This is a genomic window from Sphingobium agrisoli (assembly GCF_041877245.1).
Taxonomy (GTDB): Bacteria; Pseudomonadota; Alphaproteobacteria; order Sphingomonadales; family Sphingomonadaceae; genus Sphingobium.
Window position 1 is genome coordinate 20,559 of sequence record NZ_JBHDJI010000013.1, and the last position, 14,026, is coordinate 34,584.

The 14,026-nt window shown below is 65.1% G+C and carries 16 protein-coding genes; 3 read left to right on the forward strand and 13 right to left on the reverse strand.

What is annotated here, in order from left to right; genetic code table 11:
* Positions 1–88: 88 nt before the first annotated feature.
* Together ACETPF_RS17800 and ACETPF_RS17805 are read right to left on the reverse strand one after the other, a co-directional pair.
* Positions 89–835, reverse strand: coding sequence for a Mom family adenine methylcarbamoylation protein (locus tag ACETPF_RS17800; RefSeq protein ID WP_373935944.1), 747 nt, complete (start codon positions 833–835; stop codon positions 89–91).
* Between the two features lie 166 nt (positions 836–1,001).
* A complete protein-coding gene (locus tag ACETPF_RS17805; protein WP_373935945.1) occupies positions 1,002–2,186 on the reverse strand; it encodes a tyrosine-type recombinase/integrase in 1,185 nt (394 codons plus the stop codon).
* Between the two features lie 14 nt (positions 2,187–2,200).
* On the opposite strand from ACETPF_RS17805, the gene ACETPF_RS17810 reads away from it, so the two are divergent.
* Both ACETPF_RS17810 and ACETPF_RS17815 read left to right on the forward strand, forming a co-directional pair.
* Positions 2,201–2,833 (forward strand): SOS response-associated peptidase family protein, encoded by a 633-nt coding sequence (locus ACETPF_RS17810; RefSeq protein WP_373935946.1) that lies wholly within the window; start codon positions 2,201–2,203, stop codon positions 2,831–2,833.
* Positions 2,834–2,895: 62 nt separating this feature from the next.
* Positions 2,896–3,027 (forward strand): hypothetical protein, encoded by a 132-nt coding sequence (locus tag ACETPF_RS17815; protein WP_373935947.1) that lies wholly within the window; start codon positions 2,896–2,898, stop codon positions 3,025–3,027.
* Positions 3,028–3,107: 80 nt separating this feature from the next.
* Here ACETPF_RS17815 and ACETPF_RS17820 read toward each other — a convergent pair whose 3' ends face one another.
* From ACETPF_RS17820 to ACETPF_RS17865, 10 genes are read right to left on the reverse strand one after another with little or no spacing between them, the layout of a single operon-like run.
* Positions 3,108–3,683, reverse strand: coding sequence for a glycoside hydrolase family 108 protein (locus ACETPF_RS17820; protein WP_373935948.1), 576 nt, complete (start codon positions 3,681–3,683; stop codon positions 3,108–3,110).
* Positions 3,680–3,883, reverse strand: coding sequence for a phage holin family protein (locus ACETPF_RS17825; protein WP_373935949.1), 204 nt, complete (start codon positions 3,881–3,883; stop codon positions 3,680–3,682). The genes ACETPF_RS17820 and ACETPF_RS17825 overlap by 4 nt, the downstream gene beginning before the upstream one ends.
* A 3-nt stretch (positions 3,884–3,886) precedes the next feature.
* Positions 3,887–5,197, reverse strand: a complete 1,311-nt coding sequence (locus ACETPF_RS17830) for a hypothetical protein (protein WP_373935950.1) — start codon at positions 5,195–5,197, stop codon at positions 3,887–3,889.
* Positions 5,198–5,199: 2 nt separating this feature from the next.
* On the reverse strand, positions 5,200–6,891 hold the full coding sequence (locus ACETPF_RS17835) for a hypothetical protein (RefSeq protein ID WP_373935951.1): 1,692 nt from the start codon (positions 6,889–6,891) through the stop codon (positions 5,200–5,202).
* Positions 6,892–6,913: 22 nt separating this feature from the next.
* Complete coding sequence (locus ACETPF_RS17840; RefSeq protein ID WP_373935952.1) at positions 6,914–7,915, reverse strand: hypothetical protein; 1,002 nt, start codon at positions 7,913–7,915, stop codon at positions 6,914–6,916.
* A gap of 4 nt (positions 7,916–7,919) precedes the next feature.
* Entirely contained in the window at positions 7,920–9,506 is a 1,587-nt protein-coding gene (locus ACETPF_RS17845) for a phage tail protein (RefSeq protein WP_373935953.1), read from the reverse strand.
* A complete protein-coding gene (locus tag ACETPF_RS17850) occupies positions 9,506–9,907 on the reverse strand; it encodes a DUF6950 family protein (protein ID WP_373935954.1) in 402 nt (133 codons plus the stop codon). Before ACETPF_RS17850 ends, ACETPF_RS17845 begins: the two co-directional genes overlap by 1 nt.
* 4 nt (positions 9,908–9,911) lie before the next feature.
* On the reverse strand, positions 9,912–10,460 hold the full coding sequence (locus tag ACETPF_RS17855; RefSeq protein ID WP_373935956.1) for a hypothetical protein: 549 nt from the start codon (positions 10,458–10,460) through the stop codon (positions 9,912–9,914).
* 3 nt (positions 10,461–10,463) lie between these two features.
* Positions 10,464–11,057, reverse strand: coding sequence for a hypothetical protein (locus ACETPF_RS17860; protein WP_373935957.1), 594 nt, complete (start codon positions 11,055–11,057; stop codon positions 10,464–10,466).
* Positions 11,058–11,067: 10 nt separating this feature from the next.
* Complete coding sequence (locus ACETPF_RS17865; protein WP_373935958.1) at positions 11,068–13,482, reverse strand: hypothetical protein; 2,415 nt, start codon at positions 13,480–13,482, stop codon at positions 11,068–11,070.
* A gap of 30 nt (positions 13,483–13,512) precedes the next feature.
* Between ACETPF_RS17865 and ACETPF_RS17870 the strand changes: the two genes are divergently transcribed.
* Positions 13,513–13,788, forward strand: coding sequence for a hypothetical protein (locus ACETPF_RS17870; RefSeq protein ID WP_373935959.1), 276 nt, complete (start codon positions 13,513–13,515; stop codon positions 13,786–13,788).
* Here the strand turns inward: ACETPF_RS17870 and ACETPF_RS17875 are convergent.
* Positions 13,785–13,955, reverse strand: coding sequence for a hypothetical protein (locus tag ACETPF_RS17875; protein WP_373935960.1), 171 nt, complete (start codon positions 13,953–13,955; stop codon positions 13,785–13,787). The two genes, ACETPF_RS17870 and ACETPF_RS17875, sit on opposite strands and share 4 nt — an antisense overlap.
* Between the last annotated feature and the right edge of the window lie 71 nt (positions 13,956–14,026).

Consider the following 14,026-nt stretch of genomic DNA (forward strand, 5'->3'; position numbering starts at 1 on the left):
ATTGGAGCGGCCCGGCGGGGTCGCACCGCCCTCAGACCCCCTGGTCAGGGGTTCGTCCTCTGGACGGGCCGCGTCGACGCTTCATGCATCAATCTGGTGAAGATGAAGTGAAATCTTCTTGCCCATAATCCGGCTTTGGGTAGGGCAAAACCGGATATCGGCACCCACGCGCGAAGCGGGGCTTCAAGAACCGAAGGTACCTGAACTGGCGCAGCTTGTGCCGGGTCGCGCGATCAAGGTTCGCGCGGATGTGCGCGGCGCGAGGGGACCGGGCCGTCTTTGAATTAGTCACCAACGAGTTGTGATAAAACTCGCCGTCCAATTCCCAGAATATTCCCAGGTGCTCGCCGTGAAACGTAAACCCGGCGGCTTGATAGACTGTGCCGAATAACCCGCATCGTTCGTCAGCAAATGATTGGATCCACTTGACGCCGGGCCGGATGCGCCGGATCAGACGGATCGAGCAAGCAATAGCGCGGCTCTCGCTGTTCCGCGGCGCTTCAGCGCCCAACCACATCCTGTTTAGTTCAAGATATTCGGACATCGCCGTGCCGGCGACGACGCTGTCTGCGCTCGCCGGATTCATGGCGAAGCCGTACTGTAGAACTCCCACAAGCGCTCGCCGGATGAAAACGCCCATGTGAAGAGTAGAAGCGGCATAGACGCGCTTGCTATAGTGATTGGCGCGAATGATGTCGTTTGCCACGACGCGATCGATCAATTCGACACGGAATTGATCGTTGCCAAATCCTATAGCTTCAAAGCTGTCGGGCGCGAGTAGGTAGCCGGCATCTTCGCCGGCCGCGCCGATCGGCGCGCAGGTGTTTGACTTCATTGAGGCTCTCACTCACAAGACCCCTGCCCGTATGCGCGGGTGCGGGGCGGCCAGTCGGCCAGCTGTGTCGTGGCGAGTCTCAGTCTCGTCGGTTCATCGGGTTGCCGCCCGTTGACCCCCGCTCCCGGCGCCGATCGGCGGCAGGCGCGGCAGGAAACACATTAAATCATGTGATCAGCAGCTCTCCCCAGCGGAGGAAGAGGCTGCGGCGCTGATCGAGCATCTCGGCGCGATTATAGGCGCGCTCGACCTTGCTCATGTCTGCGGGCGCGTGGGCCAGCGCCAGGTCGATCGCCGCGCGCTCCAGCGGGAATCGTTCGTTCATGATGGTCGAGAAGGACGCGCGCCAGCCATGCGGCACATGTCGGCCGGCATAGCCAGCACGCTTATAGAGCGCGCCGATCGCCGACGGCGCCATGGGGAAGACGACGCTTGTCCGAAGAACACCGTATTTTTCGGACAAATCGCGTAGCGCCGCCACCGCCTGCGGGCAGAGCGGCACAATATGATCGTTCGCCGGGTCGGCCTTCCGCGCCTTCTTCAACTTCATGCGCTCGGCCGGGATGCGCCACAGGGGCGCGTCGCCGTCCAGCTGCTCGAATTCCTCCCATCGCGCGCCAAGCAAAGCGCCCATGCGGACCGCCGTCAGCGCAAGGAATCGCGATGCGAGGCGGACGATCGGCGGACCACCGGCGCGCTCGCACGCGGCGAGCAGCGCGCGCGCGTCGTCGATATCGGTCAGCGCCGGCTGCCGGCGCGCGATCGGCGTCGGCCGCAGCGCGCGCGCCACGACCGCGGCGGGATCCTGGTCGACCATGCCTTCGGCGATCGCGAAACAGAACACGGCCGAGATCCGTTGACGAATACGCCGCGCCGTCTCGATCGAGCCCCGCGCCTCGACGTCGCGCAGAACCTGCAGCACCGCCGGCGCGCCGATCGCGCTGATCGGTATCGGGCCAAGTTCAGGAAAGACGTCGCGCACCAGGCTGTCGAGGACGTCCTGGGCATGGCGCTCGGTCCAATGCTCGAGGCTCTGTGCATGCCATGCGCGCGCGACCGATTCAAACGTGCGGATTTGCAAGGCCGTTGACCTGCGCTTTTGCACGGCAGGGTCCACGCCCATGGCGACCAGGCCGCGCGCTTCTTCGGCGCTTGCCCGCGCATCGACCAGCTGCAGGTCCGGCCACTGGCCCAGGCACAGCAGTTTCTCGCGCCCGTCGAACCGGTACCGCAGCCGCCAGCTCCGCAAGCCGTTGGGCTTTACGAACAGGAACAGCCCGCGATCGTCGAAGATCTTGTAGGCGCGTGGGCGCGGCCGCGCGGCTTTCACCGCGGCGTTGGACAGTGCCATGCTGGAATTCCCGATTGCGCGGCCAGGAGCAGCCGTTAGGCTCGGCCGCGATGTGCAACCATTATCGATCCGACCCGGACAAGCTCAGCACCTGGGCGGAATATGCGGGCTTCAAACTGCGCGCCGATCGGCAGGTTGATGGCGATATCTGGCCGAAGCGCGAAGCTCCGGTCGTGCGCGCTGTCGATGGGGTGCCGGCTCTCGATATCCTGAAATGGGGCGTGCCCACGACCGTGCCGGGCAAGCGACCGGGAACGAAGCTCAAGAAGCACGTCACGAACGTCCGCAATCTCGCCAGCCCCTTCTGGCGATCGATGCTGGCTAACCCCGCGCAGCGTTGCCTCGTGCCCTTCTCGCGCTTTGCAGAACCCGTGATTGGCGGTGGGCGGGCCGAACATTGGTTCAGCATCGTCGATCGACCCATGGCCGCGTTCGCTGGCATCTGGCGACCAAGCGAGGACGGCGAGGTCTTCGCCTTCCTGACATGTGAACCGAACAGCCTGGTCGCCCCGCTACACCCCAAGGCAATGCCGGTCATCTTGGCAGAGGACGACTATGAAGCCTGGCTGACGGGCTCGACGGATCGGGCTCTTGGGTTGGCCCAAGCCTTCCCGTCTCAGCTGATGCGGGTAGAGTCTCCGTCATAACGACGGACAACCCCTCCGTCACGCGTCTGGCGAAAGGCGCAGAATTGTGCCAGGTTCCAGCCATGCGCCGACCCAGCGATACCCCGCCCGATACCCCGGCTCCGGGGCTGCTATTCGCGATCGAGGCGATCGGCGTCGCGCTGCTGTTGACCGCTGCGGCGGTCGCGGCGATCGTCGACTTTTTTAGGGCGTGACAGCCGATCGGCCGCCTCCGACACCATGGCGCTGAGCAACGCGCGGGCGATCCAGGCCGCGACTTTTCCAAGCGGAATCTTCACGCGCATTTCTCCAGCGGGACATTGCCGATCCGGTGATTGACCCAGCCCTTGCGGAAGACGCCGAGCTTTGGGTTCGCGCGTATCAGCCGGCCATATTCGGCAAGCTGCTTGGCATCGAGGCGCGGCAGCATGGCCTGGCACAGCAGGGTGCGCTGACAGCGCGCGAAGCCGGCGATCGTCGCCGGCCCTACCCTGCCATCGATCTTCAGCTTCAAAGCCGGGCAGATCTCGTTGAGCGACTGCTGGAAGAAGCGCGACGGCCGCGCCGGGCCCATGTTGACGCTGGTGTCGAACAGCTCCTGCGTGACCGCCGGATCGAGCGGGATCAAGGGCTCATAGCCCGGGGCCTTCAGATAGCTTTCGTAATAGATGCTGTAGACCACCGCGTCGGGAATCGTCCGCATCGGCCCGGTATAGCCATGCTTCACCGCCACCTTCTTCGTGATGCCCTTGTTGGTCTCGCCGCCCGGGTCGTTCGGGTGGTTCACATGGCCGCCCTCGAGCCCGATCGTCGCGGCGATGATCGCGATCGCGACCGATCCGCCCGCCGCCACCGCGCTGCGCGTGCTCATCGGCCGTCCCTCCCCGCGCGCCAGGGCCGGATGAGCTTCTCCCACACGAACCAGCTAGCCTGCATCACCGTGTAGACCAGCGTGCTGATCAGCACCCAGTCGCTGAGGCCGATGCCGGCAAGCGAGATGCCGGTGACAGCAACGGGCGGGACGGCCTTGGTCGCTTCGACCAGGCTATCGGGCAGGGGTATCGATCGCATGGGTCAGCGCCTCCGCACGACTTCGCCGCCGGCGACGGCGGGATCGGGCTTGATGGTTTCGAAGATCAGGCAGTAATTGTGCAGGCGGCGCGTCGCGCCGGTCGCGTCGACGTAGGAGTCGGCAAGGCCCGCACTGTCGCGCAGCTGGCCGCGCGGACCCGCGACCCGGCCGGCGGTGACTTCGTCCCGACCGAAGCCGTATGTCAGCCTTGCCCCGGTGGGCGGCGTCGAGGAAAAGGTGACCAGCACGCCATCCGGTCCGATCAGGTCGACGGCGGTGATGTTGTCGAGCCGGGTTGCCCCGTCGGCCGACCAGAGGTCGAACCCTTTGTTCGGAGCCGCGCTGATCCAGCTCGTGTCGAACGCCAGCGGCGCGACCGGCACCTGGAAGCGCAGCAGGCAGAGCTTGTCCTGCCAAAGCGCCGAGACCAGATCGACCGACACGACCGGATCGGGCTGACCGCGAAGGCGCGCCAGCATGATGGCGGCGGCGGCGCGGCCCTGATATTTGCCGCGCATCTGCTGACTGTGATTGTCCAAGTGCCGGCCATCGACATAATCGGCCCAGTAGAGCGGCGTCGTGACGAACAGGTCCGGATCGTCCAGTCCCGCGTCGCGGATCGCCAGCGTGATCTCCGGCCGGGTGAGCGGCCCGCCGTCCTGACGATAGGTCATGTGGTTGGCGATCTGGCTCGCCACCATGATCGGAGCCCACGCCTGTCCGGTCGCCGCGCGGGCATCGTCGCGCAGGTCCGCCGCCAGCGTCATTAGCTTCAGCTTGTGCTCGGCGCGATTATCGCCCTGCAACTGATCCTGCTCACCCTGCGTCCAGTCGGTCGCGAGATAGGCGTAGCTGCGCCCGGCCGCTTGGGCGTTCGCGCGGGCGGCGGCGATCATCGCCTGCCAGTCCGCATAATAGACCGATCCCTTGCCGATATTCTCGATCTGCTGGCCTGGGTTGCCGGCGGTCGATCCGTGCAGCACGAAGCCCTGACTGGGGTAGGCGGCATAACCCGCCATCTTCTCGACGAAGATGTTGGCCGCGGCCGCGACGCCGGTCTCGCCATAATTGCCCGTCGCATGATCGCTTTCGACCAGCGGCTCGGTCGCGCCATAGTTGACGCCTGCGCCCTCGATGCGCGAGGTGCGGACCGATCCGGCGAAGCGGATATTGGCGTAGGGCTGGGCCAGGGTGACCGATGGCTCGTTCAAATAGCCCACCGAATTGCTCTGGCCGTAGCCCATCAGGTGCAGGACCTGGGCCAGGGTGACGCGGCTGAGCGGCGCGCGCGCGCTGTTGTAGCTGGTCGGCATGGTCAGATGGCCCCTCGCGCAATCAGGAAGACGCGGAAAAGATTGTAGAGTTCGGCATATTTGGCGTCCGGCATCGCCCGCCCGACACCGAAGATCGCCAGCTTGCTGAGCGACCAGCTGTTGACCCCGGTGGCGCTGTTGTTGGCTAGGCCGACCAGCTCCCGGTTGGGCACGACTTCGCTGGGGTAGCTGATCTCGACCGGCGCGCTGTCGTTGCGGAAGATCTTCACGTTCGCCGCATTGTCGCGCTTGAAGCTGAACAGGCCGCCAAGGCCGCCGATGGTGACCGCCTGTGCGATCGAACTGTTGGCGCGCAGAGCGACGGTCCCGCCACCGCTGGTGGACCGGTTGACCTGCAGCGCGCCGCCACCGAAGCTCAGGACGAAGTGCAGGAAGTCGATATCGGTGCCGATGACCCAGGCGAACATCGTCGCATCGTTGGTCTTGTACTTGCCCGATGGCAGGATGACGCCGGTGTTGAGATGCGCGCCACTGGTTTGCTGGCCCTGGCCGTTGACCTGGAACACACCCTGATAGTGGCTATTCGCCTGATAGAGCGGGCCACCGCTAGGGACGATCAGCCCGTTGCCGACCCAGTCGATGTTGGAGGATGCCTGATTGTCGCCGCCGGCGATGACGAACAGCGACTGGAGCGCATCCAGCCAGCCCGAAGCGCCAAGCCCGTTGTAGAGATTGACGATCGCGTCGAGCCGCGCGCCGGTCGGCGGCGTGGGGAATCGGGCCAGCACCCCGGCGGTGCGCGGATCATAGCCGGAGCTGTTGACCACCACCATCTCGAGCTCGGCCGCGCCGCCCAGGGTCACCGCCCTGATCGCGGTGACAGGACAGTCGCTGCCCTCGAACACCACCCCTTCGCCGGGGCCTAGCACCGGGCAGGCGCGGTTGCCGATCGATGGCGTGCCGTTGTTCAGATGCAGCACGACGGTCGCCGCATTGCTGGGGTTGCGAACGCGCAGCTGCTTGCGGCTGCTGTCGGACGCCAGGATGGTCGATACGCTTTCAGTGGCGGTTGCCGTCAGGCGAAAGGTGAAGCCGGTGCCGAACGCCGCATCGACGCCCGCCTGCGCTCCGGCCGCCGCCGCCACATCGCCGACCGCATCGATCGCCGCCTGCGCGCCGGCGTTGGCGCCAGCGGTCGCGCCGGCGGCCGCGCCCGAAATGGCGCCCGCGACCGAGCCGGCCTCGGTGCTGTCCGGTCCCGGTTCGCCGCGATCGCCCTGGCGCCCGCGCCCGCCCCGTTCGGTCACTACAAGGGCGCTCGGGCTGATCAGCGCCTCGCTGTACGGTAGGTCGATCCAGATCGGGACGATTTCGCCGGCAATGTCCGGGCCGGGCGCGACGCTCACCCGCGCCGTCCAGCGCGATACCGACGCACCGCCGGATAGCTCGACGATGTCGTAGCTCAGCGCGGCCGACGATCCGCTATTGTAGATCAGCGTCGCCTGGGCGGCCGTGATCGGGATCTGCATATATTGCCCATCATCCGACAATTCCGCGTCGATCGTCACCAGTTCCGACAGCCGGTCGGATCGGCGCACCACCAGCGCAAAGCGACGGCCGTAAAGATCCTGCGCCGTCGATCCGTCCGCCTCCGTCAAGGCGACGAACAGCAGCATGGCTTCGCCAGCGCGCACATTGAGCACGCCGGCAGGCGAAAGGCCCGCAAGGGTCATGGATCTACCTCGTTGTTTGGGGTCAGGCGCCCACGAGGGCTATCAGGGGGCAATTGGTCGAGATGACGACGCTTGGTGTGGGAAGGGTGCTCGGCAGCGCCGTATAGGCCAGCGATGCGGTGAAATAGCTCGTCGCCACGCCGCTCGAGAAATCGGCGACCCCGTTGATCGAATGCATCCCGCCGCCCGATGTCGCCATCTGCAGGACGGTCGGCGCTGCGTTGAAGAGCATTGCAAGGATGTAGCTGCGCCCGTCGAGCGTACGCGTCGCGCCGAAGCTTCCCGTCTTGATCCCCGTCGATCCCGTGGACTGCGCCGCCACTTCCTCGACAAGGGTTGCTCCATCGCCATTGCTGTTGAGTTCGTAGAGGCCAAGGCGGACGTTGCCGGCGACCGCCGTCGTCACCTGCATGGCGATGCCTGTCGCTCGCATGATGTTCGAAGCCGCGACCATGTAGAGCGTGTCCGCCGCAACCGTCTGGGTGCCGGCGTTGACGCCGTAGCCCTGAGGCAGGAAATAGCGCCCGCTGGCGAACTGCCGAACGCGCGCGAGGCCGGATGCTCCCAGCGTCGCCCGCGCCGCCGAAGCATCCGCATCATCGAGCAGCGTGCGGATGAATGCGGTGAGGTCGGCTAGAGCCAGCGCTCCGGGCCCGGTGAAATAGGGCAGTTTGTTCGCAGCGCTGACGATCGCGGCGAAGGCTGAAAGGTCGGGATCGATCGGCTGCGCATAGCTATCGACGTAATCCTTCGTCACCGCATGGCCCGGCGACGTCGGCGCCAGCATGTCGTAGACCCGGCCGACCCCGCCCATGCCGATGCTGCCGGACATTACGCCGCCGGCCTTGTCGAGCTTGGTGGCGAGCGCGGCCGCGACGGTCGCCGCGAAGGCTGGATCATCGGCCAGTGCCGCGATGAGGGCGGCGTTGTTGGCGTTGATCTTCAGCGCGGCGGCGCGCGGATTGTCGCCGGTGCCGTCGTCGGCAACCGTGCCGACGCCGATATTCTGCAAAGCAAGGGGCATGGGATCAGGTCTCGTCGAAGGTGCCGGCGATCGTGCTGTCGAAGCGGAAGGCGGATGTGGAATCGAAGGTCGCGCCGTCCCAGGCGTCGCCGTCGGCGGTGCCGGGCGGCAGCAGCGTGGGCGGCGGCGGCGCGGTTCCGGTCATCGCCAGCGCCACGGCGTGCTTGGCGGTGGTTTCGGTTTCGAAGGTGACGGTCAGGGTGCTCTGCCCCGAATCCTTGTCGATCGCGGCCACGATCACATCATGATCGACGCCCGCTTCCGGATCGACCAGATGATAGCACTGGCCGAGCTTCATGTTCCAGAAGCGCGGCTTCAGCGGATAGGTCCATCCCGTCAGTTCGCGGCGATTGAACAGCTCATAATAGGTGACCTGCGCGGCCTGATCCTTGTCGGTGACAAGCTCGCACGAATTTTCTTCCTCCTTCGGCTCGCCGTCGAGGGTGATATATTCCTCGATCGCGATCGCGTCGGACTGGACGAATTCCCATTTGTTCGCTTCGGACCGATATTTTGGGACCATCGTGTTGATGCGGTCCTTCCAGGTCCGCATGCCCGGTATCAGGCGTTCGCCATCGGCGAAGTCGTCGGGTGTGATGGTTTCCAGCGGCACCTTGGGCGCCTGAAAGCGCACCGACAGTAGCCCGCCACTGATCACGGGTATGGCGCCGCCGGCGGCGCAGATTCGCTTCAGATTGTCCCAGGTCGAAATGCCCGAGCCTTCATACACGAACCCGTTGACCTCCCAGCCATTGGCGTCGCACACATTGGCGAAAGCGTTCCAGGCCGGCCAGTCGATGCTTTCCGCCGGAAAGCCGCACCCAACCATCCGCACGCTCGCCGGCGTCCCGTCGCTGTACCGGCCGCGGGCGTACGTGATCGCGTTCAGCGCGACGTTGGGATCGTACGCGAACGTGCCCTCGTCATCGTAGCGGTGATCGCCCGATCCGCCGGGGAAGCTGCTGTCCTGTCGCCAGTCGTAGACTTTCGCCCAGCGGCCGACGACGCCATGGACCGGGATCCCGTTCGCCCAGCGCTTGTTGTCGCGATCGAACCGGTAGGAGAAGAGCCCGGCCGCATAATTGCTGAGTTTGTAATCCGCGCCCCAGTCGGGGATCGCGCCCCACGGCCCAGCCAGCGCGTCCGGCTCCGGCCGCAGGCCGAGCTGCCGGTCGAGATAGAGCCAGCTGTTATAATAGCCCTGGGCCGCGTTGCCGCTGAAGGCAATGGCGTTCCAGTCGACCAGCACCGCGTCGATCGCGAAGGCGGTGCTGACCGACCAGATGAATACCTTGGTGAGATATGGGTTCTTGGTCTTGCCGACCTTGCCGCCATACCCGACGCTATGAACCTGGCTGCCTGCTGTGAAACACCGGCCCATCCCATAGGGAATGGGGTTGTTCGCGCCGATCTGGACCTGATTGACGCCGCCCTGGATGCCTGGCTTCTTCTGCAGCAGGGCCGCGCCGACCGATGCAGCCGCAGCGACCACTGCCGCTATCGCTGCAATCGTCTGCCCGCCAGGAATAAACGCTGCCACCGACGCGATGACGCCGGCGATCTGCCCGACCGTCCGCAGCACCTTCGCCATCAGGCCCTCCAGGCGGTAAGCAGGCGGGCATCGATGACGATATCGACCGCGACGCAGCTGTCTTGGTGCCAGCCCATATAATGATCCGCCTGCACCAGGATCAGCGCGGCCTCCGCCTCGTCGCCGGCGACGACCGCGATATCGCCCGGCAGCATCATCGCCGGCGCGATGCGCGGCAGCAGCCCGTCGAAGATCGCGATCATGCCGCCTGCCTGCGCCAGCGCGCGCCGCGCGCCGATCGGCGACTGATAGCGGGGCAGTCTCGGCGGCTTGTGCCCCATCTGGATCAGGTGCGACCGCGCCATGCGGATGCAGTCGGCCGACCGATAGTCGCACCGCCGCCCCTTGTATTTCGTGCGGGTGGCGATGAGTGCGGCCTGTCGCCGTTCCAGGTCCGTCATCGGCCTAGCTTGGATTGTCCGCGCCCCACGCCGACGATTGCGGCATGGCGGTACAGTTGGCCATGCCCTTCTCGCCGGGGAAGCAAAGCTGCTGAAATCGGTTGTTGAGCGCATTGCCGCGCTGGATCAGAAACAGGCGCTTGGCCGCGCTCTCGAACTCCACATCGACCTCGAGCGTTCCCCTGCCGATCTTGATCGTCACCGTGTCGATGGCGAGATCGGCGGTCAGGTCGGGCGCGCCGACGACATGACCCGTCTCGGGGTCATATTCGCCCTCCCAAAGGCGCATCCGGCAACCCTGGTGCGCGGGATTGGACAGCGAAATGGCGGCGGCGTGCGATGGCGGCAGGAATGTCACCTTGCCGCCGGGCGCTTCATCGCCCGTCTTCTCCGAAAAGCTCTCGGCCGACTTGATGGTGCCGAACTGCGGGTCGCTGCTGCTGAATTTCGTCGCGCCCCAATAGATATAGCCCCCGTCGCATAGACGCGCGGTTCGGTCCGGCAGCGCGATTTCCATCAGCGCCACCGGGTAGATCACCCGTCCTTCGAACATCGTCTATTCCGCTTCCTCGATGTCGAAGGTCAGCCCGACGGATCGGTTGAGCTGCAGCTCCCAGCTGCGTTCGTCCCCCACGACCCAGCCTTCGATAACGGGGTCGACGATCCGCAGCGGATCGCCGTCCGCTGGTTCGGCGCGAAGCATCTGCGACAGGGTGATGGTGGCGGAGCCGCTGCCGTTTGCGGTCACGTCGGCCGCGATGAAGTCCAGATAGTGGATGCCATCCACGACAACATTGAACGGCTGCCCTTCCTTGAACTGGTAGAATGGCGCGCCGCCGTCGATGGTGAGCATCTTGCCTGCCTGGCCCGCGCCGTTGACGACGAAGGCGCCCGGCGTGCCGGGATCGAAGTCGAGCAGCGGATATTCCATCCGCGCGCCCTCCAGCTGGCCCCGCACCAGCCGGTTGACCCAGATCCGGCCCTCCTCGGCATTGTCGAGCGGCGGCATCTCGAATGCCACGCCATAGCGGTTGCCCAGGCGATTGAGCCGCTGGCTCTTCCCGCCCCCGCCGGGCTTCTGCACCCCGCCGAAGTCGAGCACGCGCGGTACCGCCCGCCGGGCGCCAGGCCAGGCCGGAAGGATGATCATGGATGGCGCCTCAAGGTATGGACTTTGCCCGCTGCCGCGCGACCGCGACCTGCGCGCCGATCGATCCGCGCGATTCCGCCTGTTGCGCCATCGGCGCCGCCACCGCGGCGGCGCGCTGGTCGATGATTACGTCGAACAGGTCGCCCTTGACGACCCGTACTGTCGTGGCCATCCTGGATCCGCCATTGTCGTTCGCGATCGACAGCCTCTCGCCATAGCTGACATTGGCGATCGGCAGCCCGTTGAGCGACAGCACATTGCGATCGATGCCCCGGCGGCCGAGGATAGTCATGTCGCCGCCTGTTGCCATCCCGATGGTCGCATCATCGTAGGACGGGATCGAGGCACTCGGATTGTTGGAGGACGTCGCGCCGGTCCGGAAGCCCAGGACGCTGCCGGCGAGCTTGAACAAGCCGCCGAGAATGCCGCCCCCTCCGCTCGCGGATCCCGCAGCTTGCTGAATCTGAAATTTGATCAGGTCGGCGATCATCTGATTAAACAGCTGACCGGCTAGCCCCTTCAGCTTGATCGTACGGGCGGCCGCTTCGCCCAGCCCGTCGACCATGTTCCGAATGCCGTTGGCGGCGATGTTCTCATAGGCCTCGTTGATCTCTGCGGCCGTGTCGGGGATGCTGTCGAAATAGCTTTCCAGCGGCCCCATCGTTTCGCGGTTGATCCGCAGCGTCTCGCCGGTGCGGATCTTCTGGAGCTGGTCGAGCTTCGCCTGCGCCAGCGCCTTTTCCGCCTCGGTGCTGTCGTGGCGCGCCAGTACTTCCTCGGCCGACAGTCGCACCGACCGCAGTTCGTTTTCGAGCAGTTCAAGCTGGACCGCGCGCCGGTCCCTCGCCGTGGTGGCGAGCGACGCGCGGATCTGCAGCATTTCGCGCTCGCGATCGAGGCTGGCCTGCGAGATCCGCGTCTCTTCCGCGAGCAGCGCGTCGTCCAGCGGCCAGTTGACCGCCTGCTTCTCCAGCTCATGATTGCGCTCGCGCTGCAGCTTCAGCTGGCGAGCCTGTTCCGCCGTCAGCTCGCCCTGCTTAACGCGGCTGTCCACATCGGCATTGTAGGCGTCGAACGCGGCCGCGTTGCGCTCGTGCTCGATGCGCGCGCGCTCCCGCAAATCCGTGGTCCGATCCTGCTCCAGCCCAAGCTGGTCATCATAGAGGCCAGCGAGCTCGTCCCGGAAACGCTGTGCCAATTCCTCGGTGCGATCCTTGGGGCCTTTGCGGGTTCGGCCAGGGTTCGGCGTAGGCAGGGCGCCATCACCGACCGCAGCCGGTTGCGTGGTGCGCTTCGCCTCGCTGTAGGCCACCGCCTGCCACAGCAAGGTGGTTTGCCGCTGCACCTCTTCAATCGCTGTTTGAAGGGTGCCACCCTGTACGTTGGGATTGCCTGTACGGCGGAAGCGAAGAATAGAGCCGCTTGACGCGAAATCTTGGCGCGCCTGCATCTCCTTACGAGCATCCGCGAGCTGCTTCATGCGGAACTGCAGATCCATATTCGAATCCGCTTTCGAGCGCGCGATCAGATCGCCACCGACCGCGCCGGCGACGCCACCGGCGACTGCACCGGGCAGTCCCAAACGGGATCCAACCGCAGCACCAGTCAATGCCGCCGAGAGGCGCGGATACTCGTTTATGAACTCCAGCGCTTTGGAGGTCATCGTGGCCAGTGCGTTGGCCATGCCGAGTATCGCGCCCGAATTTTTCGACACCGCCTCGGCGAAGCGGGCATCAAGCGTCATCTTGATCTCTGCCAGTCGATCATTTGCTTCGGCAGCACCGTCCGAGAGATCGTCCGATAGGACGATTCCCAAATCGCGGGCGCGCTGGCGCAACGTCTCGATTCCACGGCTGCCCTGCATCAACAGGGCATCGAGCTTCTGCCCGGCCTCGCCGAACAGCTTGACCTCAAGGCGGGCTCGCGTCGCAGGATCCTTAATCTTTGCGAGCGCGTCGGCAAGCCGCGGCAGAACTTCGCCGGCGGAGTAGACCCGTCCATTGGCATCCTGCACGGCAACGCCAAGGTCGCGGAACAGGGTCGCCTGTTCCTTGGTCCCCGCTTTGGCCTCACCGATGGTTTTCGTCAGCTTTTTCAGCGTGCCGTCCATCTCGGACTGCGTCAAATCCGCCTGCGATGCGACGTAACGATACTCCTGCAGCTCCTTCCTAGCGACGCCCGCCTCGTTGGCGACGCTCTTGATCGAAGATGCATAGTCCAGGGCACGCTTCGCGGCCTGCACCGCCTCCACTCCGATGAAAGCCGCCGCGAGATTCCCGATCGCAGATCTCAACCCGCCGATTTCAGCCTTGATAGCCTGGGCATCGCGCTTGATGGTCTGCGTCGCCCGTGCGGAGCCATGTTCGAATTGCGACGTGTCAAAGCCTAGCGTGACGCGAAGCGCACCGATAACATCCTTGGTCACGGCGATTCCTCGAAGCAAAAGGGCGAAAACATGACGGCAATCTGGGAAATGGTTGCATTCTTATGTGCGCTGGTCGGTGGGTGGCTGGTCCTAACCAGCATTTCTCCCGATCTAAGCGCGCCCCAGACGGCGGCACAGGCAGCGGTTGGTATAGGCGTTGCTGCTATTCCCTATTTCATCGCATCCATGGCCCAGCGCGCAGCGACGATCCGGTATTTGAAGCGCCTCGCGAAAGGCGAGCCCTCGCAATCTGAGGCCACCGATAGTTTTTTGAGCCGGGTAAAAGATTTCTTGGTGGGGGATTAGTTCTCTTCGACAGCCTGCCCATAGGCCGCCGCCCACGCCTTCATCTTGTGCCAGTTGACGTCAGGATCTTCGGCCTTTCCGCTCGCCTGGCGCAGCACGTCGGTAAGGGATTCGAGCCGCTCGCTGAACGACGACCACCGCGCATTATGCCAGCTGACTTCGATCAACGTTCGCTGCTCGCGCTGAACCCGATCTAGATGGCCAGTGAGAGCCGATCGAACGAGGCGTGGAGTCTGGT

What these genes read in the sequence shown, in the direction of transcription:
- ACETPF_RS17840 (WP_373935952.1), bottom strand. Translation starts at nt 7,915, where the DNA reads ATGCCCCTTGCTTTGCAGAATATCGGCGTCGGCACGGTTGCCGACGAC.
- ACETPF_RS17815 (WP_373935947.1), top strand. Translation starts at nt 2,896, where the DNA reads ATGCGCCGACCCAGCGATACCCCGCCCGATACCCCGGCTCCGGGGCTG.
- ACETPF_RS17825 (WP_373935949.1), bottom strand. Translation starts at nt 3,883, where the DNA reads ATGCGATCGATACCCCTGCCCGATAGCCTGGTCGAAGCGACCAAGGCC.
- ACETPF_RS17800 (WP_373935944.1), bottom strand. Translation starts at nt 835, where the DNA reads ATGAAGTCAAACACCTGCGCGCCGATCGGCGCGGCCGGCGAAGATGCC.
- ACETPF_RS17860 (WP_373935957.1), bottom strand. Translation starts at nt 11,057, where the DNA reads ATGATCATCCTTCCGGCCTGGCCTGGCGCCCGGCGGGCGGTACCGCGC.
- ACETPF_RS17850 (WP_373935954.1), bottom strand. Translation starts at nt 9,907, where the DNA reads ATGACGGACCTGGAACGGCGACAGGCCGCACTCATCGCCACCCGCACG.
- ACETPF_RS17805 (WP_373935945.1), bottom strand. Translation starts at nt 2,186, where the DNA reads ATGGCACTGTCCAACGCCGCGGTGAAAGCCGCGCGGCCGCGCCCACGC.
- ACETPF_RS17845 (WP_373935953.1), bottom strand. Translation starts at nt 9,506, where the DNA reads ATGGCGAAGGTGCTGCGGACGGTCGGGCAGATCGCCGGCGTCATCGCG.
- ACETPF_RS17830 (WP_373935950.1), bottom strand. Translation starts at nt 5,197, where the DNA reads ATGCCGACCAGCTACAACAGCGCGCGCGCGCCGCTCAGCCGCGTCACC.
- ACETPF_RS17855 (WP_373935956.1), bottom strand. Translation starts at nt 10,460, where the DNA reads ATGTTCGAAGGACGGGTGATCTACCCGGTGGCGCTGATGGAAATCGCG.
- ACETPF_RS17820 (WP_373935948.1), bottom strand. Translation starts at nt 3,683, where the DNA reads ATGAGCACGCGCAGCGCGGTGGCGGCGGGCGGATCGGTCGCGATCGCG.
- ACETPF_RS17870 (WP_373935959.1), top strand. Translation starts at nt 13,513, where the DNA reads ATGACGGCAATCTGGGAAATGGTTGCATTCTTATGTGCGCTGGTCGGT.
- ACETPF_RS17835 (WP_373935951.1), bottom strand. Translation starts at nt 6,891, where the DNA reads ATGACCCTTGCGGGCCTTTCGCCTGCCGGCGTGCTCAATGTGCGCGCT.